19 protein-coding genes are annotated in these 21,388 nt (G+C 51.1%); 17 read left to right on the forward strand and 2 right to left on the reverse strand.

Annotation, left to right across the window (positions count from 1 at the left end; translation table 11 throughout):
- Window positions 1–125: 125 nt before the first annotated feature.
- The 5 genes from DXD12_RS05610 to DXD12_RS05630 are packed head-to-tail and all read left to right on the forward strand — an operon-like array spanning window position 126 to window position 5,062.
- Complete coding sequence (locus DXD12_RS05610; RefSeq protein ID WP_022359453.1) at window positions 126–1,142, forward strand: LysR family transcriptional regulator; 1,017 nt, start codon at window positions 126–128, stop codon at window positions 1,140–1,142.
- Window positions 1,142–1,639: a pyridoxamine 5'-phosphate oxidase family protein gene (locus DXD12_RS05615; RefSeq protein WP_107000809.1), complete on the forward strand. Its 498-nt coding sequence runs from the start codon at window positions 1,142–1,144 to the stop codon at window positions 1,637–1,639. Before DXD12_RS05610 ends, DXD12_RS05615 begins: the two co-directional genes overlap by 1 nt.
- Entirely contained in the window at window positions 1,636–3,357 is a 1,722-nt protein-coding gene (locus DXD12_RS05620) for a metallophosphoesterase (RefSeq protein ID WP_107000808.1), read from the forward strand. Before DXD12_RS05615 ends, DXD12_RS05620 begins: the two co-directional genes overlap by 4 nt.
- Complete coding sequence (locus tag DXD12_RS05625) at window positions 3,320–4,198, forward strand: radical SAM protein (protein WP_117796508.1); 879 nt, start codon at window positions 3,320–3,322, stop codon at window positions 4,196–4,198. Before DXD12_RS05620 ends, DXD12_RS05625 begins: the two co-directional genes overlap by 38 nt.
- A 6-nt stretch (window positions 4,199–4,204) precedes the next feature.
- Window positions 4,205–5,062 (forward strand): EamA family transporter, encoded by an 858-nt coding sequence (locus DXD12_RS05630; RefSeq protein ID WP_107000806.1) that lies wholly within the window; start codon window positions 4,205–4,207, stop codon window positions 5,060–5,062.
- Here DXD12_RS05630 and DXD12_RS05635 read toward each other — a convergent pair.
- The gene (locus DXD12_RS05635) at window positions 5,059–6,006 is read right to left on the reverse strand and encodes a DNA glycosylase (protein WP_107000805.1); all 948 of its coding nucleotides are present in this window, start codon (window positions 6,004–6,006) and stop codon (window positions 5,059–5,061) included. The genes DXD12_RS05630 and DXD12_RS05635 overlap by 4 nt on opposite strands.
- Before the next feature lie 334 nt (window positions 6,007–6,340).
- On the opposite strand from DXD12_RS05635, the gene DXD12_RS05640 reads away from it, so the two are divergent.
- From DXD12_RS05640 to DXD12_RS05670, 7 genes are all read left to right on the forward strand, one after another.
- Entirely contained in the window at window positions 6,341–6,739 is a 399-nt protein-coding gene (locus DXD12_RS05640; protein ID WP_118637768.1) for a zinc ribbon domain-containing protein, read from the forward strand.
- A 120-nt stretch (window positions 6,740–6,859) separates the two neighbouring features.
- Window positions 6,860–7,249: a thioesterase family protein gene (locus DXD12_RS05645; protein ID WP_022360593.1), complete on the forward strand. Its 390-nt coding sequence runs from the start codon at window positions 6,860–6,862 to the stop codon at window positions 7,247–7,249.
- Window positions 7,250–7,487: 238 nt separating this feature from the next.
- Window positions 7,488–8,204 carry an MBL fold metallo-hydrolase gene (locus DXD12_RS05650; protein ID WP_107000804.1) on the forward strand — a complete coding sequence of 239 codons (717 nt, stop codon included), beginning with the start codon at window positions 7,488–7,490 and terminating at the stop codon, window positions 8,202–8,204.
- Entirely contained in the window at window positions 8,201–8,578 is a 378-nt protein-coding gene (locus DXD12_RS05655) for a VOC family protein (protein WP_118637770.1), read from the forward strand. The genes DXD12_RS05650 and DXD12_RS05655 overlap by 4 nt, the downstream gene beginning before the upstream one ends.
- Window positions 8,579–8,667: 89 nt before the next feature.
- Window positions 8,668–9,978: a dihydroorotase gene (locus DXD12_RS05660; protein WP_107000802.1), complete on the forward strand. Its 1,311-nt coding sequence runs from the start codon at window positions 8,668–8,670 to the stop codon at window positions 9,976–9,978.
- A 14-nt stretch (window positions 9,979–9,992) separates the two neighbouring features.
- The gene (gene malQ / locus DXD12_RS05665) at window positions 9,993–11,492 is read left to right on the forward strand and encodes a 4-alpha-glucanotransferase (protein WP_118637772.1); all 1,500 of its coding nucleotides are present in this window, start codon (window positions 9,993–9,995) and stop codon (window positions 11,490–11,492) included.
- Window positions 11,493–11,634: 142 nt separating this feature from the next.
- Window positions 11,635–13,272: an ATP-binding cassette domain-containing protein gene (locus DXD12_RS05670; RefSeq protein ID WP_022360588.1), complete on the forward strand. Its 1,638-nt coding sequence runs from the start codon at window positions 11,635–11,637 to the stop codon at window positions 13,270–13,272.
- Window positions 13,273–13,445: 173 nt separating this feature from the next.
- Here DXD12_RS05670 and DXD12_RS05675 read toward each other — a convergent pair whose 3' ends face one another.
- Window positions 13,446–13,808, reverse strand: a complete 363-nt coding sequence (locus DXD12_RS05675) for a helix-turn-helix transcriptional regulator (protein WP_022360587.1) — start codon at window positions 13,806–13,808, stop codon at window positions 13,446–13,448.
- A gap of 288 nt (window positions 13,809–14,096) precedes the next feature.
- On the opposite strand from DXD12_RS05675, the gene DXD12_RS05680 reads away from it, so the two are divergent.
- From DXD12_RS05680 to DXD12_RS05700, 5 genes are all read left to right on the forward strand, one after another.
- Complete coding sequence (locus DXD12_RS05680; protein WP_107001017.1) at window positions 14,097–15,023, forward strand: sugar phosphate nucleotidyltransferase; 927 nt, start codon at window positions 14,097–14,099, stop codon at window positions 15,021–15,023.
- 36 nt (window positions 15,024–15,059) lie between these two features.
- Entirely contained in the window at window positions 15,060–16,250 is a 1,191-nt protein-coding gene (locus tag DXD12_RS05685; protein ID WP_118469113.1) for a dicarboxylate/amino acid:cation symporter, read from the forward strand.
- A gap of 275 nt (window positions 16,251–16,525) precedes the next feature.
- A complete protein-coding gene (locus DXD12_RS05690) occupies window positions 16,526–17,296 on the forward strand; it encodes an exodeoxyribonuclease III (RefSeq protein WP_118637774.1) in 771 nt (256 codons plus the stop codon).
- Complete coding sequence (locus DXD12_RS05695) at window positions 17,293–19,161, forward strand: ABC-F family ATP-binding cassette domain-containing protein (protein ID WP_118538448.1); 1,869 nt, start codon at window positions 17,293–17,295, stop codon at window positions 19,159–19,161. The genes DXD12_RS05690 and DXD12_RS05695 overlap by 4 nt, the downstream gene beginning before the upstream one ends.
- Before the next feature lie 189 nt (window positions 19,162–19,350).
- Window positions 19,351–21,372, forward strand: coding sequence for an alpha amylase C-terminal domain-containing protein (locus tag DXD12_RS05700; RefSeq protein WP_243105349.1), 2,022 nt, complete (start codon window positions 19,351–19,353; stop codon window positions 21,370–21,372).
- The last annotated feature ends 16 nt before the right edge of the window (window positions 21,373–21,388 follow it).

Raw genomic sequence — 21,388 nt, forward strand, 5'->3', positions numbered from 1 at the left:
CGGAAACCCTGTAGATAAAGGGGAAAGAATGGAACAGAATGAGAATGTTCACGGGCGGGAAGTTTCGGGATGAAATATCCCGCAGGATGCAGCGATGAGAAAAAGCAGGGTACATAGGAGGAAACATGTTCGACGGAAAAGAGTATGTATACGCGGTCTACGAGGAAAAGAGTTTTTCGAAGGCGGCGCAGAAACTGTATATTACGCAGCCGGCGTTAAGCACGGCGATCAAGAAGGTGGAGAAAAAGATAGGAACTCCGATTTTTGACCGGAGCACCTCTCCGATCGGACTGACGCCGGGCGGTGAAGTTTATATCGACGCGATCGAAAAGCTGTTTGCGCTGGAACAGAACACGCTCAATCAACTGAATAACTTAAATGGGCTTCTGGCGGGCAAGCTGTCGGTTGGCGGAACGATCTTTTTTACCTCGTTTGTACTTCCGGGCGTGTTGAGCGAGTTTTCCCATCGGTATCCGCAGATCAAGATTGATCTGCAGGAGGGCACGACCACACAGCTGACCGATAAGCTGGTTGCCGAGGAACTGGATCTTCTGATCGATAACTCGGAACTGGATGACAAAAATTATGAAAAGTATTATTATAGCACGGAGAGAATTATTCTGGCTGTTCCGAAGAGTTTTCCGATCAATGAGGAGCTGACCCAGTATCAGCTTACCGCGGAAGATATCCGGGCAGGACGCCACAGTCAGGCGGAGTTCCCGGTACTGCCGCTGCCGCTCTTAAAGAGTACTCCGTTTATCTTCGTCAAAGAGGAAAACAGTATTTACAAGCGCAGCATGAAGATGTGCAGCCGCCAGAATTATTCGCCGAATATTATCATGAAACCGGACCAGGTTGTCTCTGCGTTCAACATGGCAGGACGGGGCGTGGGCGCGACCTTCATCCCGGATGGCCTGATCGTCAATCTTCCATATGAAGTGCCGCTGTGCTTTTACAAGATGAATGAAGAGCTGGCGGTCCGTTACGTTTATTTGTACAAGAAGAGAAATAAATACCTCACGAAGGCGATGGAGGAGTTTATCCGCGTGGCAGTCGGCGACGAGGCGTTCCAGAAGGTACGGGAGCAACGGGAGAAAGAGAATCAGGAGAAGAAAGGTTCGGATAAGAAGGGGGATAAATAATGCGAAGAGGAGAACGTGCGATTGAGTCGAAAGACGGGCAGAAAGCCATTTTGGAACACTGCCGGGTGTGTAGTCTCGCTTTTTCCGGGGATGAATACCCGTATGTGATCCCGTTAAATTATGGTTTTGTGTGGAACGAAGACCAGGAGATGCCGGTGCTGTATTTCCACGGCGCTCCGGTGGGAACGAAGATTGAGCATATGGAGCGCGACAACCGGGTGGCATTCTGTGTGCAGAATGAAAAAGAGATAAAGATTCTGGAACCGGCATGCAGAAGCACGATGATTTATGAGAGTGTCTGCGGGACTGGACGGTTATCCCGTGTGGCTGCTCCTGGGGAGAAAGGAGAGGCACTGACAAGGATCATGCAGCAGTATGACCCGGAGGGCGGACCGTATGAGTTTGCTCCGGAGGTAGCGGCGAGAACCACCGTCCTCTGCCTGCGTGTGGAAACTCTGACAGGTAAGAGCAATGCGCCGAAACCGGAGCAGCCATGAAACAGTTAAGACAGATGTCGATTCTGGTGCGGGGGGCACAGCTTCTGCTGCTGGTCCTCGCACTTTTTCTGGTTGTATGGCTGGTGCCGGATGCAGGGAAAAAGCATGCATCCGGGACGGAAGCTTCGGAAGCTGAGACAGATGGCGGCGATGTGGCGGAGAATGAAAAAAATAGAGCCGCCGGGAATCTGGAGGAGGATGAATCATCCGCCGGGGAAGTGATACAGGATGATGCAGATGAGAACGCTTCGGATGGAGAAACGGCTTTAAAGCGCCGGACTTCCCGGAAACAGCTGTATAAAAGAAAAAAAGAGCCCCAGAAGGCACAGGAAGAGACAGTTTATATGCCGCCGACCATCTGGCTGGCGACGGATCTTCACTATCAGTCCCCGCAGATGACAGATTTCCAGTCGGCGTTTGATACCTATACGATGGGAAATGATGGGACGATCGTGCCGTATCTGGATGAGATTACGGAGGCATTTCTGGAGGAGGTGCGGACGGCGCATCCATCGGCACTGGTTTTGAGCGGAGATCTCTCCCAGAATGGTGAGAAAGCAAACCATGAAGCGCTTGCAGAGAAGCTAGAGCGGGTGCAGGCAGCGGGAATTCCGGTGCTGGTGATTCCGGGCAACCATGATATTAACCACCCGTGGGCGGCAACGTATTTTGATGATCAGGTATCCCCGGCAGAGGGAACAAGTTCGGAAGAGTTTTACCAGATTTACCATAAGTTTGGCTATGATCAGGCGGTGTCCCGGGCTTCGGATTCGCTGAGTTATGTTTACCGCCTGGATGAAAAATATTGGCTGATGATGCTGGACAGCTGCATGTGTGAACCGGTCCATGAGACGGGCGGAAAGCTAAGCGAAGAGACGGTTGCGTGGATGAAAACACAGCTGGAGGAGGCGAAAAAACAGGGTGTGACGGTCATTCCGGTTTCACACCACAATCTGCTGGATGAGAGTACACTCTATCCGGAGGAATGCACGATTGAAAATACGAAAGAAGTGACCGCGCTTCTGGAAGCATATGGAGTTCCGGTGTATTTGAGCGGGCATCTGCATTTGCAGAGAATCAAGAAGCATACGTCAAATCTGAATACACCGGGCGGATATGGAATCCGGGAGATAGTGACTTCTCCGCTTCCGATGGCGCCGTGCCAGTACAGTATCCTAAACTGGCAGACGGATGGCAGTCTGTCCTACCATACAAAAAAGGTAGACATAGCAGGCTGGGCGCAGCGCTACGGGGAAGAAGACGAGAATCTTCTCAATTTTGATGCTTATGCGGATCAGTTTCTGGTAGATGTGATTTCGAAACAGGCGTTTAAGGCGCTGCAGTCGGCATCAAAGGATATCAAAGAAGAGATGGCAAGGCTCTATGCCGATATGAACCGTGATTATTGTTCGGGCACGAAGATTGATGTGGCAAAGATCAGAAAAAGCGAGGCATATCAGTACTGGATCCGTTATAGCGGCAATGATTTCTGGCTGGCAAGGCTGCAGGCGATCCTGCACGATGCCCGGACGGACAACACGGTGCTGGAGCTGAAAGCGGGTGTGGATTTCCCGCTGCCGGGGGAGACGATAGAAAACCCGGAGAATGCAGAAAAAGAGGAAACTGTCGGAGCAGATGCGGGCAGTCCGGCAGAGGAGATACAGAAAAAGGAGGAATCATATGGACTACGAGGGAATTGTATACAGACCGCCGAGTGAGGCGCGCAGCCTGATCATTCAGGTGACGATCGGATGTGCACACAACACCTGCGGCTTTTGCAATATGTATAAAGAAAAGAAGTTCCGGATCCGGAGCCTGGCGGAGATTCTGGCAGATTTGACGGAGGTTTCGCACAATCCGTATGCGCCGTATATCGAGAAGGTATTTTTGGCGGACGGCGATGCGCTGGTTATGAAAACAGAGGATCTTCTGGTAATTCTGGATGCGATCCACCGCCTGTATCCGGGCGTGAAGCGGGTGGCTTCCTACGGAACGGCACAGGATATTTTGCGGAAATCGGAAGAAGAGCTGATCCGCCTGCGCGAGGCGGGACTCGGAATCGTCTATGTGGGCGCGGAATCCGGCGACAATGAGATTTTAAAATATATCAATAAAGGCGTGACGGCGGAACAGACCATTGAGGCAGGGCAGAAGCTGAAACGCTGCGGCATCGCGACCTCAGTGACGCTGATTTCGGGGCTTGGCGGACGCAGCAAGGTGGAAGAACATGCCCTGTCCTGTGCGAAGCTCATCACGGCGATGAACCCGGAGTACGCATCCTTCCTGACGCTGCGCCTGTACGAGGGCACGCCGATGTATGCAGATGTCGTGGAAGGGCGGTTCCAGCGGATAACTCCGGATGAAATTGTGGATGAAATGGAAATTTTCCTGAAAAATGTGGATTCTCCGGGCACTGTATTCCGGACGAACCATGCGTCGAACTACGTGATTCTGGCGGGAACCTTAAACGGGGATATCCCGGCCATGCTTAAAAAACTGGAGGAGGCAAAGAGAACGCATCATTACCGGAAATTCCGGGAGACTGGCGATCTCTTATAAGTAGGTATGATTTATCTGATTTTTGCGATTCTTTTCAGCGCGTCCCTGGCGCTGGCGCTGCGGATCAGTGAGACGTTCAGCGATAACCGATATGGGATTTTGGTTGGAAATTATGTGACCTGCCTGGTGGTGGCATTTATTCTGCTTCCAGATAAAAATATCTTTGCGGCAGGCAGCCGGACGGCGGTTCTCACGGGAATCGTGAATGGATTTTTGTTTACAGGAAATCTGGTTCTGATGCAGAAATGCATCCGTGAAAATGGGGCAGTTCTGTCGTCGGCATTTGCGAAGCTTGGTATCGTGATTCCGGTCACGGCGAGTATCCTGTTTTTAGGTGAGATCCCGACGCTGTTCCAGCTGGTGGGAATTGTGCTGGTTATTGTGGCGATCTGGGTCATCAACAGCGAGGGGGACCGCGGCTGCGGACGCAGACGGAGGATGGGTTCGGCGGGACTTCTGCTCGTTTTATTTGTCGTCAGCGGTATGGCAGACGGGATGTCCAAGGTAACGGAGAGGATCGGCGAGAGACGGTTTGATGCGCTGTTTCTGTTCTATACGTTCCTGACCGCACTGGTTCTGACTGTGGTTCTGGCATTTCTCGAGCAGCAGAGAACCCGCCGCAAGATTGGAAAGATGGACTTTTTGAGTGGTGTGGCAGTCGGATTTCCAAACTATTTTTCAACCTCGCTGCTGCTGGCGAGTGTGTCGAGACTGCCGGCGTTTATCGTGTATCCGAGCTTTAGTGTCGGCACGATCCTGGTGGTCAGCTTTGTGAGCGTGCTGGTGCTCGGGGATCCAATCAGCCGGAGACAGATTGGGGGATGCGGGATTATTTTGGTGGCATTGGCGCTGCTGAATCTTTAGAATTTTCCGTTTCGGATGCTGCGCTCATAATAAAAGATATACTGTTGCATTACCCCTGCGTATCCTTTATAGCTTCCAAAAAAATCCTGGATAATAGTAGTGTACAGGCGGCTTTTTGGAAGGCGGCGGTAGCGGATGGGATGTTTGGGAAGGTATTCTTTGGTCAGGATCTGTTCGATCCAGGTATCGACGGGGAAGGCGTCGATGTGGTGGAGTCCGAAGAGGCAGACGCAGTTGGCGACCTTGGGACCGATGCCATAGAGGCTGGTAAGTGCGGTCATGGCTTCGTCCGGCGGCAGGGCTGCGAGGGATTCTAAGGATACGGTTCCGGCGAGGACATCCTGGATGAGGCGGTGGATGTATTTGGCGCGGTAGCCGAGTTTTAAGGCTAATAGGTCGTCCAGGCTGGCAGATGCCAGTTCTTCGGGCGAGGGAAAAGAATAGTAGGTGCGGATAGAACCGTCGGACAGGGCGGCGGTTCTCTTCGCACCGTATTTTTTTGCCAGGGTCTCGACGGCTTCGCGGATCTTTGGGATGGTTTTCTGCTGGGAGATCAGGAAGGTGATCATCATTTCCCAGAGATCCTGACGGAGAATCCGGATGCCGGAACCGGCGTCTGCCGCCGCCGCGAGGTAGGCATCGTCTGCGCGGATGGAGGCGATGAAAGAGCCGTAATCGGTGCCGAGATCGAAGTATTGTTTCCAAAAAGGAAGCGCTTCGTCCGGGCAGTCGAAGAAGAAACCGTCCGGCGTCTCGGAAATTTCCAGATAGTGCGTCCCGCTGATGAGTGACCAGATCCCCGGTTTTTCCGGAACCGGAAGCATACGGAAACATTGACCGGAGGCGGCGATCTGTGCGAGGTTCAGGTTCAGGCAGGAGATGATGTGGGAGTTGGGAAAATTGTGCTTTTCGATTGCAGGCAGGTTTGTTGTATGTGTGTTCATGGCAGGGCATCCTCTTTTTTTTAAATATTTTTTGCTTATATCAATGGAATATCAAGTTATAAAACCTTGAATCATAAAGTATCAAATCATGTAATTCTTATGAGACGTATCATAGCATAGAAGACCTTTGACTGCAAACGGTTACCTTTTATCAGAAAGAGAATTGCATCAGAATTGCATCAGAGCGTAAAAAAATCTTGCGAAAGACGCGCTACTTAGGTATGATGTATATATGTGCGCACTCGCGCGAAGAGGAATCATGTCGCAAGCAACCGCGCTCGGCGCGAGAATGTGCCAGAGCACATGCTTTGTTCTATGGCAGGAGGGGAGACGGATGTTTTTTATCGGTGGCACCAGTTCCGGCGTGAAGCCGCTGGAGTACCTGAAAACAGTGATCTGCGGGCGCTGCGGCGCTTATGGGCGGTATCAGGTGTACATGACCTATATGTATTTTAGTTTCTTTTTTATCCCGATTTTTAAATGGAACCGGCGCTTTTTCGTAGAAATGTCGTGCTGCGGTGCGGTCTATGAGCTGGATCCGGAGGTAGGAAAGAGGCTGCTTCGGGGCGAGGAGGTCGAGATCACGGAAAGCGATCTGACACTTCGGCAGGATGGAAATGGAAATCCGTGGACGGGAAGTGATGCATCACACCGTCATAAGGTCTGTCCGTCCTGTGGATTTGAGACGGATGAGGATTTTTCGTACTGTCCAAAGTGCGGCAAACCGCTGTAAGGCGGGGAAATACAGACGGATACCGCTAAAAGAGTGATGGCGGCTGTGGAAGCACGGGACGGTTACAAAAATTTGATACAGCGCAGATTTTGGCGCAAAAAAGAAAGAGAGGCAGACAATATGTTAGAAGCTGGTATCAAGGGAAGACAGGAAGTTATGGTTACGGATGAAAATTCCGCAGCAGCAGTGGGAAGCGGTCTGTTACCGGTGTTTGCAACTCCGGCGATGGTTGCACTGATGGAGAAAACCGCGTGGATGAGCGTGGCTCCGTACTTAAACGACGGTGAGGGAACCGTTGGTACAAAGCTGGAAATTGCCCATAATGCAGCGACCCCGGTCGGCATGCAGGTTTGGTGTGAGAGTGAGCTGGTAGAAGTAGACGGCAGACGTCTCGTATTTAAGGTAGAGGCATTTGACGCGAAAGGTTCCATCGGCGGCGGCACACATGAGCGTTTCATCATCAAAAATGAGAAATTCTTAGCAAAAGCACAGAGCAAGAAAGAAAACTAAAGGTTGCGAAGAGAGCACAGCCGGCTGAAAGCGCTGCGAGTATCGTATGCGGGATACTTTTGGCTGGCTGTTGTTTCGTGTAATAGGAAATTCCTTGAAATTTCTTATTACACAAAAAGGCACTAACGTGCCAATGATGCGCACTCGCGCGAAGCAGAAACATGTCGCAAGCGACCGCGCTCGGCGCGAGAATGTGCCAAGGCACATTCTTTTTCATTATAGAAGGGAATTAATTCGTTTGAAAATCACATATATTCATCACAGCTCGTTTTCAGTTGAGCTTGAAAATGCCGTGATTCTGTTTGATTATTTTAAGGGAACTCTCCCGGAGTTCCCGGCAGGGAAGCCCCTCTTTATCTTTGCGAGCCATTTCCATGCCGATCATTATGCTCCGGTAATCTTTCAGCTGGGAGAGAAACGGGAAAATGTTTTTTATATTCTCTCAAAAGAGATTGGGAAAAAGATACCAGAGGAATATCGTAAACGATATAAAGACAGGATACGGCTGGTAAAGGCAGGAGAAAGATTTTGCCTGAATATTTCTGAAGAAAGCCTTATCGTCGAGACGTTCCATTCCACCGACGAAGGCGTCGCCTTCTGGCTCTCCTGCGAAGGAAAGGAGATTTATCACGCCGGTGACTTAAATAACTGGTGGTGGGAAGGCGAAGATATGGCATGGAACCGGAATATGGCGGCTTCTTATAAACAGGAGATGAAAAAGCTTTCCGGGCGCACGGCGGATCTGGCATTTATCCCGGTCGATCCGAGGCAGGAGCAGTGGTTTTATCTGGGCGCTGCCGGTTTTATGGAGCAGGCGGACGCAAAATGGATTTTCCCGATGCATTTCTGGGAAGATTATACGATTATACCAAAATTAATCGAACATCCATCCAGTGAAGGCTGGCGGGATCGGATTGTAGAGATTCACAAGGAAGGAGAGGAGTTTATTCGATGAAATTTACATTTGCACACAACAATTTCAATGTCATCGATCTGGACAAGTCACTGAAATTTTATGAGGAAGCACTGGGACTTAAGGAGGTATGCCGCAAGGAGGCGGCAGACGGAAGCTTTATCCTTGTTTATCTGGGCGACGCCACGACCAGCTACCAGCTGGAGCTGACCTGGCTGCGCGACTGGGAGAAGGACTCCTACAACCTGGGCGACAATGAGTTCCATCTGGCATTTGAGACGGAAGACATGGAGGCGGCACATGCCAAACATAAGGAAATGGGATGCATCTGTTTTGAAAATCCGGCGATGGGTATTTATTTCATTAACGATCCGGATGGATACTGGCTGGAGATCGTGCCGGCGAAGAGGAGTTAAGGGCTGAGTTTGTCTGAAAAAATGTTTTGACGTGATTGTGAAGGTACTGAACAGTTACGTTTTAACATATGAGTTAAAAAGGGGTTAGAATGGTAAAAATAATTAAAAACGGAAGAGTCATCGATCCGGAGAGCAGATTCGACGGAAGGGCAGATTTGTGGATTGAAAATGGAAAAATCCAGAAAATCGTGAAAAAAGATACAAAATCAGAATCAGATGAGGCATCTGACGCACCGTTCATCCCGGCGGATGCCGAGGTGCTGGATGCAGAAGGGCTGATCGTCGCGCCGGGACTGGTGGACGTCCACGTGCATTTCCGCGATCCGGGTCTGACCTACAAGGAGGACATCGAGACGGGCGCGGCGGCTGCGAAGGCGGGCGGCTTTACGACGGTGGTCTGTATGGCAAACACGAAACCGGTTGCCGATACGCCGGAGATTGTCCGGTATATTCTGGAAAAGGGTGCGAAAACGGGAATCCACGTGGAAACCTGCGCGGCAGTCTCGAAGGGATTTCAAGGAAAAGAACTGACCGATATGGAGTCCCTCAAAGAGGCGGGTGCGATCGGATTTACGGATGACGGAATCCCGCTGATGAGCGAAAAATTGGTCAAAGAGGCGATGGAGACGGCGAAACGTCTCAATGTGCCGCTCAGCTTCCATGAGGAGGATCCGGCATTTATTTTCAACAACGGCATCAACCGCGGTCCGGTGTCCGAGCAGCTGGGAATCGGTGGTTCCCCGGCGCTGGCGGAGGATTCGATGGTGGCGCGCGACTGCATGATCGCGCTTCACACGGGCGCAGATGTGGATATCCAGCACATCAGTTCCCGTAATGCGGTGCAGATGGTCGGGCTGGCGAAAAAGCTGGGCGCGCATGTCTGGGCGGAGGTGACACCGCATCATTTTACACTGGACGAGACGGCGGTTCTGGAGTACGGAACACTGGCGAAAATGAATCCGCCGCTGCGGAGTGCTGCGGATCGCGAGGCGTTGATTGAAGCAATCAAGGACGGCACGATTGATATGATTGCGACGGATCATGCACCGCACAGCGCCGAGGAGAAGGAAAAACCGCTGACCGAGGCACCGAGCGGCATCATCGGGCTGGAAACCTCCCTGCCATTGGCGGTTACCAGGCTGGTAAAAGCTGGTCACATTGATTATCTGACTCTGTTTGAGAAAATGTGCCTGAATCCGGCGAAGCTGTACCGGATGAAGGAGGCGGGACGCATCCGCGAGGGCGGCGCGGCGGATCTGGTTCTTTTTGACGACCAGACACCATATACCGTAGAAAAATTCCATTCCAAGGCGTCTAACTCCCCGTTTGTGGGAGTGAAGCTCTATGGAAAGGTTCACTATACCATCTGCAGCGGTGAGACAGTATATCGGGCAGAATAGGAGGAAACGAAGCGATGAAGACAATGTTAAAACGCGGCGCAGGCGTACTGATGCCGATTTTCAGCCTGCCGTCGCCGTATGGAATCGGTACGTTCGGACGGGCGGCGTATGAGTTTATTGATCAGTTAAAACGCGGACGCCAGACGTACTGGCAGGTGCTTCCGATGGGACCGACCTGCTACGGGGACAGCCCGTACCAGTCCTACTCTGCATTTGCGGGAAATCCGTATTTTATTGATCTGGATACGCTGAAAGACGAGAAACTTCTGACCCAGGATGAGATAGACGCCTGCTGGTGGTGCGACAAGCAGGATCAGGTCAAATATGACGCGCTGTATTATTACCGTTTTCCGCTTCTGCGCAAGGCGTATGAGCGGAGCAGCCATAAGGAAAGTGAGGAATATCAGGCATTTCTGGAAGAAAATGAAGAATGGCTGGACGACTATGCGCTCTACATGGCAGTCAAGGGTAAATATGAAGGAAAAGGTTGGATGGACTGGGACGAGGACATCCGGTTCCGCCGTCCGGAGGCGCTTTCGGCATGCCGCGAAGAGCTGGCAGAAGAAATAAATTACTGGAAGTTCTTACAGTTTAAGTTTTTTGAACAGTGGAAAAAATTAAAACAGTATGCAAAAGAAAAAGAACTTCAGATCGTCGGCGATATTCCGATTTACGTGGCGCTCGACAGCGCGGATGTCTGGAGCCACCCGGAGCTGTTCCAGCTCGACGAGGAAAATCTGACGCCGCTCAAGGTATCGGGTGTGCCGCCGGATGCATTTTCAGAGGATGGACAGCTCTGGGGCAACCCGCTTTACGACTGGGAGAAAATGGAACAAACCGATTTCGCTTGGTGGCGAAGCCGGATGAAAGCGTCCGCGAAGCTCTACGATGCGGTGCGGATCGACCATTTCATCGGCGTGGTGCAGTATTATGCAATCCCGTATGGCGCTGTGACTGCGAAAGACGGCGAGTGGGAGAAAGGTCCGGGCAAAAAGCTGACCGACGCACTTGACGAGGCGGCAGGCGAGACGAAGATCATCGCGGAGGATCTGGGTGTCTTCTGTCAGGAGGTCAAGGATCTGCTGGCAGAGACGGGCTATCCGGGCATGAAGATCATTGAGTTTGCGTTCAGTGGCGACCGTTTCAACGAGCATCTGCCGCACTGCTATGACCCGAACTCCGTAGTCTACGGTGGAACGCACGACAATGAGACGCTGGCGGGGTATTTCAAACCGGAAAAACGTCAGTGGTGGGAACTTCAGTACATTGCCGATTACCTCGGTGCAGCACACCAGAGTGAGGTGGTAGACCGCGTGTTCCGCGCGGCATACGGTTCAGTCGCGAGCGTTGCCATTTTCCAGATGCAGGATGTGTTGAAGCTCGATAACTGGGCGCGCATGAATACGCCGGGAACCCTCGGGGAAAACTGGCGCTGGCGTCTGGTTCCGGGGCAGTTTACGGATGAGCGGGCAGATTATTTGTCCTGGCTGGTGGATACGTTCGGAAGATTTTAGTTTTTGTCGGATGGGAATAAAAACCCGTAAAATGCTTGCAAATTCGGGAAAAACCTGTAAAATATACATGGATTGCACCCGCCCGGGGCAAAGATGCACCTGGGGAGTATGAACGATTTGAACAGTATGAAAGGAAATTGCCATGATTAGTACAAGCAATGTAACACTGCGAGTAGGAAAGAAGGCGTTATTTGAGGACGTAAGCATTAAATTTATCGAGGGAAACTGCTACGGACTCATCGGTGCCAACGGTGCCGGAAAGTCTACCTTTTTACGAATCCTGTCCGGACAGCTGGAACCGACCAATGGTGAGGTTATCATCACACCGGGACAGAGACTTTCATTCTTACAGCAGGATCACTTTAAATATGACGCATATCCGGTACTTGATACCGTTATTATGGGAAATGCGAGACTCTACGAGATCATGAAAGAGAAGGAAGCCATCTACATGAAGGAAGACTTCTCCGAGGAGGACGGCGTCAAGGCTGCCGAGCTGGAGGGCGAGTTCGCCACGATGAACGGCTGGGAGGCAGAGTCCGACGCGGCGAACCTTTTAAATGGTCTGGGAATCGAGACGGATCTCCACTACAAACAGATGGCAGATCTGACAGGTGCCCAGAAGGTCAAAGTTCTTCTGGCACAGGCACTGTTCGGAAACCCGGACATCCTGCTTCTCGACGAGCCGACAAACCACTTGGATCTCGATGCGATCGCATGGCTCGAGGAGTTCTTGATCAACTTTGAGAATACGGTTATCGTGGTATCTCATGACCGTTACTTCTTAAATAAAGTCTGCACCCAGATCGCAGATATCGACTATGGCAAGATTCAGCTCTATGCCGGAAACTACGATTTCTGGTACGAGTCCAGCCAGCTGATGATCAAGCAGATGAAGGAAGCCAACAAGAAGAAGGAAGAGAAGATCAAGGAGCTGCAGGAGTTCATCCAGCGATTTTCTGCCAATGCTTCCAAGTCTAAGCAGGCAACCTCCAGAAAACGTGCTCTGGAGAAGATTGAGTTAGATGAGATCAAACCGTCCAGCCGTAAGTACCCGTATATCGACTTCCGTCCGGAACGTGAGATCGGTAATGAGGTATTAAGCGTAGAGAACCTGTCTAAGACTATCGATGGTGTGAAGGTTCTTGATAATATTTCCTTCATTCTCGGACGCGAGGACAAGGTAGCATTTGTAGGACCGAACGAGCAGGCAAAGACCGTTCTCTTCAAGATTCTTTCCGGCGAGATGGAGCCGGATGAGGGATCCTATAAATGGGGTCTGACCACCAGTCAGGCATATTTCCCGAAGGACAATTCGAAAGAGTTCGATAACGACGACACGATCGTAGACTGGCTGACCCAGTACTCTCCGGTTAAGGATGTGACCTATGTCCGCGGATTCTTAGGACGTATGCTGTTTGCCGGTGAGGACGGCGTGAAGAAGGTCCGCGTCCTTTCTGGTGGTGAGAAGGTGCGCTGCATGCTTTCTAAGATGATGATCTCCGGTTCCAATGTCCTGATTCTGGACGAGCCGACCGACCATCTGGATATGGAGTCCATTACCGCTCTGAACAACGGTATGATCAAGTTCCCGGGCGTGCTGTTATTCTCCTCCCGTGACCACCAGATCGTTGAGACGACCGCAAACCGTATCATGGAAATCGTAAACGGCAAGCTGATCGATAAGATTACTACTTACGATGAGTATCTGGCAAACGATGAGATGGCGAGAAAACGTCAGGTATTTACTGTTACGGATAGTGAGGAAGAGGACGACTAAGAGCTGGAATCAAAGTGATTTAGGATAATAAGCGAGAATCCTCGGTTATTCAATTGCCGAGATGAAAGCACAAAAGTCTGAAAGATAAAAGACAGCCCCAGACGCTGCATGTGAGCGATGCCTGGAGCTGTCTTTTGCACATCTATGGTGTCAATGTCCCGTTTTTGGCGTGATCAATCCTTCTTATGGCGTGATTCCAGATAAACCAGGTAATTGATGTATTCGATCAACTGCTTTTTCGTGGAAGTCTGGAATGATGAGATACGCCCATTGACCTCTCCATAGGTGACATTTTTAAGAAATGGTTTCGCCATTTCGGGCGGATTCTTCGGGTAGGAGGTTCGACCGAGAATATAATCGGCGCTGACCTGGTAATAATCCGCCAGTTTTATCAGATGCCGAAGAGGCAGATCCGTCCGGTTTGTTTCATAGCGGGAATAGATTTGCTGAGTTGTACCCAGCAGACTGGAAATTTCCGCCTGCGTTTTTCCTTTGTCCTCCCGTAAATCACGGAGCCGGTCACCAGCAGCAATCATTTAAAGCACCTCCCGCATACATCAAATATTTGTGAAAACAATCTATCATACAAGTATGCGCAGAACTAAAAGATACAATTAACTGGTGTAGAAACAGTAAAAAATACATTTATAAAAATGTAAACAAAAAAAGAATATCCGCTCTATGGAATAAAACGGCAGCCGGGTTTTTGTTTTACTGTTTACAGTCTGCCCGAATTGGTTTAAAATAAAAGGAAATAGGCAATTCTGCTTTGAATGAAAACGGGCAGAATTGTGGATAAGAAACAGAAAGCGAGGACAATTTTCATGAGTCAGAAGCCAGTTCTGGTGATCATGGCGGCTGGTATGGGCAGCCGGTACGGCGGCTTGAAGCAGATTGATCCGGTCGATCGGGAAGGAGATCTGATCATCGATTTTTCGATCTTCGACGCAGTCGAGGCTGGATTCGAAAAGGTCGTATTTATTATCAAGAAATCGATTGAGAAAGAGTTTAAGGAACATATCGGAAACCGCATGGAAAAGCACGTGCAGGTGGAGTATGTGTATCAGGAAAATGACCGCCTTCCGGATGGATTTGAGGTTCCAGAGGGACGCGTCAAACCGTGGGGAACCGGTCATGCGATTCTCTGCTGCAGCGAGGTGATCGACGGACCGTTTGCGGTGATCAACGCGGATGATTACTATGGAAAATCGGCATTCAAGGCGATCTATGATCGTCTGGCATCCTGCGGTGATGATGACAAATATCAGTATGCGATGGTTGCCTATCATCTCTACAACACATTGACGGAAAATGGGCATGTGGCGCGCGGCGTCTGTACGGTGGATGCGGATGGACATCTGGCAGATATCCACGAGAGAACGCGCATCGAGAAGCACGGCGATCAGGCGGAATATACCGAGGATGACGGCGCAACCTGGGAGCAGCTGGGGGAGGATACGCTTGTATCGATGAACCTCTGGGGCTTTACCTCCAGCATCTTAAAGGAGTTAAAGGCGCGTTTTGTTCCATTTTTGGAGAAAAACCTGTCGGTAAATCCACTCAAATGTGAGTATTTCCTACCGTTTGTGGTGGATGAACTTCTGAAAGAGGGGAAAGCCGAGGTGACCGTGTTAAAGAGCGTGGACCGCTGGTACGGCGTGACCTACAAGGAAGATAAGAAGATGGTGACAGATGCGATCCAGGGGATGAAGGACGGCGGTCTGTATCCGAAAAAACTTTGGGAAGAGTAAGAATGAAGAGATAGGTATTAGGAAGGAAAAATGGGTATGAGCAAGTTGATGAAAAGCCTGCCGTTTCGGCTGGTGCTGGGTGTAGCGATCGGTATTATTGCCGGTCTTATAGCAAATGAAAGTTTTATGAATCTCGTTGTGACGCTGAATTATATTTTTGGGCAGATTATATCGTTCTGTGTACCGCTGATCGTCATTGGCTTTATTGCCCCGTCGATCACGAAGCTTGGAAAGAATGCCTCCAGATTGCTCGGAGTAGCGCTGATTCTGGCGTATACATCGTCTCTTGGCGCGGCGCTGTTTTCGATGGCAGCCGGATATACGCTGATTCCGCATATGTCGATTCAGTCGGCAGTCGATGGACTGCGCAGTCTGCCGGAGGTTGTCTTTAAATTGGACATTCCGCCGATCATGGGCGTTATGAGTGCGCTGGTATTTTCCGTTATGATGGGTCTGGCAGCGACCTGGACCAAGGCAGTGACAGTAACGAAACTTTTAGACGAGTTCCAGAAGATCGTTCTGGAGATTGTACAGAAGATTGTCATTCCGATTCTTCCGGTTTACATCGCATTTACGTTCTGTTCTCTGGCCTATGAGGGAACCATCACAAAACAGGCTCCGATCTTCATTTCGGTTATCCTGATTGTTATGGCAGGCCACTATATCTGGATGGCTCTGCTGTATACACTGGCTGGTATTTACTCTGGCCGTGACCCGAGAGGCGTTATCAAGCATTATGGTCCGGCATATCTGACGGCAGTCGGTACGATGTCTTCTGCGGCGACCCTGGCAGTGGCGCTCAGCTGTGCCAAAAAGGCAGAGCCGCTTCGTGACGATATGGTTGATTTCGGTATTCCGCTGTTTGCGAATATCCATCTGTGCGGTTCGGTTCTGACCGAGGTATTCTTTGTCATGACGGTATCCAAGATTTTGTACGGCGCCCTCCCGGATATGATGACGATGGTTCTGTTCTGTGTTCTTTTAGGTGTATTTGCCGTAGGTGCACCGGGTGTTCCGGGCGGTACGGTTATGGCATCCCTGGGACTGATCACCGGTGTCCTCGGTTTCGATGCGACTGGAACGGCGCTGATGTTGACGATCTTTGCGCTTCAGGACAGTTTTGGTACTGCCTGCAACGTAACGGGTGATGGTGCGCTGACCCTGATGCTGACGGGATATGTGGAGAAACATGGGATTAAACATCAGGATTTACACGTAGATTTATAAAAATGAGAGAGGTGGGGCAGGCAGCAGCCGCCCCGAAACAGGTCTGTGAATGCGCCGCTGGCTCTTCGCACTATCGTTGTTCGATTGCTTTCACTACACTTGTTCGTCTGTGTCGGACTTGCGTCCGCCCCATTCAGACAAGCGTGTTCAAGATGCGTACAACTGATAGGCGAAAGCCTGCTCTGCATCCACAGACCAGTTTCGGAGCGTCTGCCACCTGCCTGCTGTCTTTTTATGTATCGGAAAAACCTTATTTGATAAAAAGGAGAGATAGAATGAAAAAAATGATTTCCTGGAACGTAAACGGCTTGCGGGCGTGTGTGGGGAAGGGATTTCTGGATGTATTCCATGAGCTGGATGCGGATATTTTCTGTATTCAGGAGAGCAAGCTGCAGGAAGGGCAGATTGATCTGGAGCTTCCGGGGTATTATCAGTATTGGAGCTATGCGGAGAAGAAGGGGTATTCGGGAACAGCGTTGTTTTCGAAGGAGGAGCCGCTTAGCGTGTGCTACGGTCTTGGCATTGAGAAGCACGATCATGAAGGGCGCGTCATTACGGCGGAGTACCCGGATTATTATGTGGTGACCTGCTATACGCCGAACTCCCAGAATGAGTTGGCGAGACTTCCGTACCGGATGCAGTGGGAGGATGATTTCCGCCAGTTTTTGAAGAAGCTGGAGGAGAAAAAGCCGGTCATTTTCTGTGGGGATCTGAATGTGGCACACACGGAGATTGACCTGAAAAATCCAAAGACGAACCGGAAAAATGCCGGATTTACGGATGAGGAGAGAAGCAAGTTTACGGAGCTTCTGGACTCTGGATATATCGACACGTACCGCTATTTTTACCCGGATAAAGAGGGCGTTTATTCCTGGTGGTCGTACCGGTTTAAGGCGCGCGAGAAGAATGCTGGGTGGCGGATTGATTATTTCTGTGTTTCCAAGAGATTGAAGGACCGGCTGGCGGGCACACAGATTCATACGGAGATACTGGGTTCGGATCACTGCCCGGTAGAATTACAGATAAAGGATCGGGATGAGGCATGAATTTACTGACAGCAGAACATCTGAAAAAATCATATACGGAACGGCTGCTTTTTGATGACGTGGCATTTTCCATCGGTGAAGGTGATAAGATTGGTCTCATCGGCATCAACGGAACCGGAAAATCTACTCTTCTAAAGATTGTAGCCGGTCTGGAAGAGCCGGATGAGGGTACGGTAGTAAAGGGACGAAATCTCTATATCCGTTATCTGCCTCAGAATCCGGAGTTTGAAGCGGGACGGACCGTCTTAGACTGCGTGATCCGGGAAAATATGGCGCATGAGCACGCCTGGGATCTCGAGGGCGATGCGAAATCCATGCTGAATAAGCTTGGAATCACCGATTATAGTGCCAAGGTGGAGACACTTTCGGGCGGACAGAGAAAGCGCGTTGCCCTCGCAGCGGTGCTGTTATCGACGGCGGATCTGTTGATTTTAGACGAGCCGACGAACCATCTGGACAGTGCGATGGCGGACTGGCTGGAAGAGTACCTGAAAAAATTCCGCGGCGCGCTTCTGATGATCACGCACGACCGGTATTTCCTTGATAACGTGACGAACCGCATCGTCGAACTGGACAAGGGAAAGCTGTACAGTTATCAGTCCGGCTATGAGGGCTATCTGGAATTAAAGGCAGAGCGCGAGGCGATGGCGGTGAGCTCGGAGCAGAAACGCCAGAATATCCTGCGGACGGAGCTGGCGTGGATCCGACGCGGCGCACAGGCACGCAGCACGAAGCAGAAAGGGCGTATTCAGCGCTTCGAGGCGTTGAGTGCGGTGGAAGCGCCGAAAGTAGATGGAAATGTGGAGATGAGCTCGATTTCCAGCCGTCTCGGACGAACCACGGTCGAGGCACACCATCTTCATAAGGCGTATGGTGACCGCCTCCTGATCGATGATTTTTCCTATATCTTCTTGAAGGATGACCGCATCGGCATCATCGGACCGAACGGCAGCGGCAAATCGACGCTGATGAAGATGATTACCGGCTGGGTGAAACCGGATTCGGGCGAGGCGATCATCGGCCAGACCGTAAAAATGGGTTATTTTTCACAGGAAAACGAAGATATGGATCAGTCGATGCGCGTGATCGACTACATTAAAAATGTGGCAGAGTACGTGCGGACGGCGGACGGGCTGGTATCGGCATCCCAGATGTTGGAACGGTTCCTGTTCCCGTCCCATATGCAGTACACGCTGATTGGCAAGTTATCGGGCGGCGAGCGGCGCAGACTCTATCTGCTCCATATCCTGATGGGCGCGCCAAACGTCCTTCTGCTCGACGAGCCGACCAACGACCTGGATATCGGCACGCTGACGATTCTGGAGGATTATCTTGATCATTTCCAGGGGATCGTGATTACGGTATCGCATGACCGGTATTTCCTTGACCGCGTAGTGCGCCGGATCTTCGCCTTTGAGGGCGGCGGCGCGATCCGTCAGTATGAGGGCGGCTATACCGACTATCAGGCAGCCTGTGGGGAACGCATAGCGGCAGAGATGGAGGAATCCGGTCAGGAACACGGCAGAGGCCAGAAGACCGGAGGCGCTTCTGGTGCGGGAACGTCAGATGCAGCGGAGACGGCAAAGGATAAAAACCGCGGTCGCCAGCGCGAGAAAAAGCTCAAATTCAGCTATATGGAGCAGAAAGAGTGGGAGACGATCGAGGATGATATCGCGGCGCTGGAAGAGGCAATCGCGGATCTGGAGCAGCAGATGCAGGACTCTGCCCGCGATTATACGGCTCTGAACGGCATCATAAAGGAAAAAGAGGAAAAAGAAGCTCTTTTGGAAGAAAAGATGGACCGCTGGATGTATCTGAACGATCTGGCGGAAAAAATAGAAGCGCAGGCAGCTGCTCACAAGTAGGCACTTTTGGAACCGAAAGTGCCGTATGAAAACGTGGAGGTGGCGGATTTTGCCGATTTGGAATGCGAAGCATCGGCAAAATCCTGTTACAGTCTGCATATGTGTGGACTGTAACAGGCGCAGGCGGCTGCTCACAAATAGGCACTTTTGGAACCGAAAGTGCCGTATGAAAACGTGGAGGGGATACAGGTGAAAGCAGAAAAAATCGTGAGACAGAAGATAAGAACCCCTGATTTTACACCGGGAATCAAGCGGACAGAGACGGGAATGCACTTGTGCGTTGAGGCACCGGGGACATTCTGCCATCTGGCAATTTATGAGACAGGTAAAAAACAGGGTGTCCGGATCCCATTTTCCCCGGAAGAACGGGTGGGGGATCTCTGGATGATGGAGCTTGCGGGCGATGATTTTTCGGGACTGGAATACACGATCGAGACCGAGCAGGGGGAGCTGCCGGATCCGTGCGGGCGCATCTATACAGGACATGAGCGCTGGGGCGATTTAAAAGCGGCGCTCCGTCCGGTGCGCTGCCGTTTCCCGGAAGAAACGTATGACTGGGAAATGGATCAGCCGCTGAAACATCCGTATGATGAGACGATCCTGTACCGGCTGCATGTGCGCGGATTTACCCGTCATACTTCTTCCGGCACCGGGGAGCGGGGAACGTTCCGTGCGCTGACGGAGAAAATTCCCTATTTAAAGGAATTGGGTATCACAGCAGTTGAATTAATGATGCCGAATGAATTTCAGGAAGTGATGATGGAGGATGGGGCAGACGGGAATCCGTATGCGACTGGGACACCGACCGGACGGCTCAATTACTGGGGCTATGGGGCGGGATACCTGTTTGCGCCGAAAGCTTCGTACACATCCGGGAAAGAGAAAGAACCGGAGCGGGAATTTAAGGATCTGGTGAAAGAATTTCATAAAAATGATATTGAAGTGCTGGTTGAGCTTTATTTTACCGGCGAGGAGAGCGCGGCACTGGCGCAGGAGGCGGTTCGTTTCTGGGTTTACGAGTATCATGTGGATGGCGTGCACCTGTCCGGGTTTGCGCCGGCCGAACTGCTGGCGTCGGATCCGCTGTTAGCTGATACGAAGCTATTAGCTGGTTCCTGGGATAGCGTGCGTGTGCCAAAAACGGCAGCGGCACCGAAGCTGCGGGAGCGCCGCTGGCATCTGGGCGAGTACAATGAAGGATTTTTGATCGATATGCGCCGGGTATTAAAGGGCGATGAGGATCAGGTCGGCCGTCTCATTTACCAGACACGCCGGAATCCGGACGCGTATGGCGTGATCAACTATATGGCGGCGACAAATGGCTTTACGATGATGGATATGGTTTCCTGTGAGCAGAAGCACAACGAAGCGAACGGGGAGAATAACCGGGACGGAAGCGATTATAATTATACGTGGAACTGTGGCGTCGAGGGCACGACGCGGAAAAAGAAGATTGTGCAGATGCGGAAAAAACAGCTCCGCAACGCATTTTTGCTGCTCTTTCTGAGCCAGGGAACGCCGATGTTTTTAGCGGGCGATGAGTTCGGCAATTCCCAGAACGGCAACAATAATGCTTACTGTCAGGACAATGAGATTTCCTGGCTCAACTGGCATCAGCTGGAGACAAACCGGGATATTTACGAATTTGTAAAATATATGATAGCGTTCCGCAAAGCGCATCCAGTGTTCCATCTGCCGGTGGAGCCGAAAAATATTGATTACCTCGTCTGCGGACACCCGGATGTTTCCTACCACGGCGTCAAAACATGGTGCCCGGAGTTTGAAAACTTCCGCCGCCAGCTCGGCATTCTCTACTGCGGCGAGTACGGGCGAAGAGCGGACGGCACCAGCGATGACTATTTCTTTGTCGCCTACAATATGCACTGGGAGCCGCATGAATTTGATCTTCCGAAACTTCCGAAGGGAATGCAGTGGACTCTGTGCATCAACACAGACGACGCAGACAATAACGGAATCTGTCCGCCAGAAAGCCTGGAGGTAGGGCAGGAGCCGCAGGAAGAGCTTCGCCAGTATATGGTTCCGCCGCGGAGTATTCTGGTATTTCGCGGCTTTAAGCCAATTTCCGGTCCGGCATCCGAAAAGGATGGCAAAAAAGCTGGGAAAGTGGTAAAATCGGTAAAACGGCAGAATGTCAGAAAAGAACCGGCAAAGGAAGCGGAGACTGTGGTTGCGGCAGCGCGCGAACTGTAAGAACGGAATTGAAAGA

This window comes from Clostridium sp. TF11-13AC, assembly GCF_003481065.1.
Taxonomy (GTDB): domain Bacteria; phylum Bacillota; class Clostridia; order Lachnospirales; family Lachnospiraceae; genus Otoolea; species Otoolea fessa.

Coding starts and splice junctions, on each gene's coding strand:
- DXD12_RS05610 (WP_022359453.1), top strand. CDS start 126: ATGTTCGACGGAAAAGAGTATGTATACGCGGTCTACGAGGAAAAGAGT.
- DXD12_RS05615 (WP_107000809.1), top strand. CDS start 1,142: ATGCGAAGAGGAGAACGTGCGATTGAGTCGAAAGACGGGCAGAAAGCC.
- DXD12_RS05620 (WP_107000808.1), top strand. CDS start 1,636: ATGAAACAGTTAAGACAGATGTCGATTCTGGTGCGGGGGGCACAGCTT.
- DXD12_RS05625 (WP_117796508.1), top strand. CDS start 3,320: ATGGACTACGAGGGAATTGTATACAGACCGCCGAGTGAGGCGCGCAGC.
- DXD12_RS05630 (WP_107000806.1), top strand. CDS start 4,205: ATGATTTATCTGATTTTTGCGATTCTTTTCAGCGCGTCCCTGGCGCTG.
- DXD12_RS05635 (WP_107000805.1), bottom strand. CDS start 6,006: ATGAACACACATACAACAAACCTGCCTGCAATCGAAAAGCACAATTTT.
- DXD12_RS05640 (WP_118637768.1), top strand. CDS start 6,341: ATGTTTTTTATCGGTGGCACCAGTTCCGGCGTGAAGCCGCTGGAGTAC.
- DXD12_RS05645 (WP_022360593.1), top strand. CDS start 6,860: ATGTTAGAAGCTGGTATCAAGGGAAGACAGGAAGTTATGGTTACGGAT.
- DXD12_RS05655 (WP_118637770.1), top strand. CDS start 8,201: ATGAAATTTACATTTGCACACAACAATTTCAATGTCATCGATCTGGAC.
- DXD12_RS05660 (WP_107000802.1), top strand. CDS start 8,668: ATGGTAAAAATAATTAAAAACGGAAGAGTCATCGATCCGGAGAGCAGA.
- malQ (WP_118637772.1), top strand. CDS start 9,993: ATGAAGACAATGTTAAAACGCGGCGCAGGCGTACTGATGCCGATTTTC.
- DXD12_RS05670 (WP_022360588.1), top strand. CDS start 11,635: ATGATTAGTACAAGCAATGTAACACTGCGAGTAGGAAAGAAGGCGTTA.
- DXD12_RS05675 (WP_022360587.1), bottom strand. CDS start 13,808: ATGATTGCTGCTGGTGACCGGCTCCGTGATTTACGGGAGGACAAAGGA.
- DXD12_RS05680 (WP_107001017.1), top strand. CDS start 14,097: ATGAGTCAGAAGCCAGTTCTGGTGATCATGGCGGCTGGTATGGGCAGC.
- DXD12_RS05685 (WP_118469113.1), top strand. CDS start 15,060: ATGAGCAAGTTGATGAAAAGCCTGCCGTTTCGGCTGGTGCTGGGTGTA.
- DXD12_RS05690 (WP_118637774.1), top strand. CDS start 16,526: ATGAAAAAAATGATTTCCTGGAACGTAAACGGCTTGCGGGCGTGTGTG.
- DXD12_RS05695 (WP_118538448.1), top strand. CDS start 17,293: ATGAATTTACTGACAGCAGAACATCTGAAAAAATCATATACGGAACGG.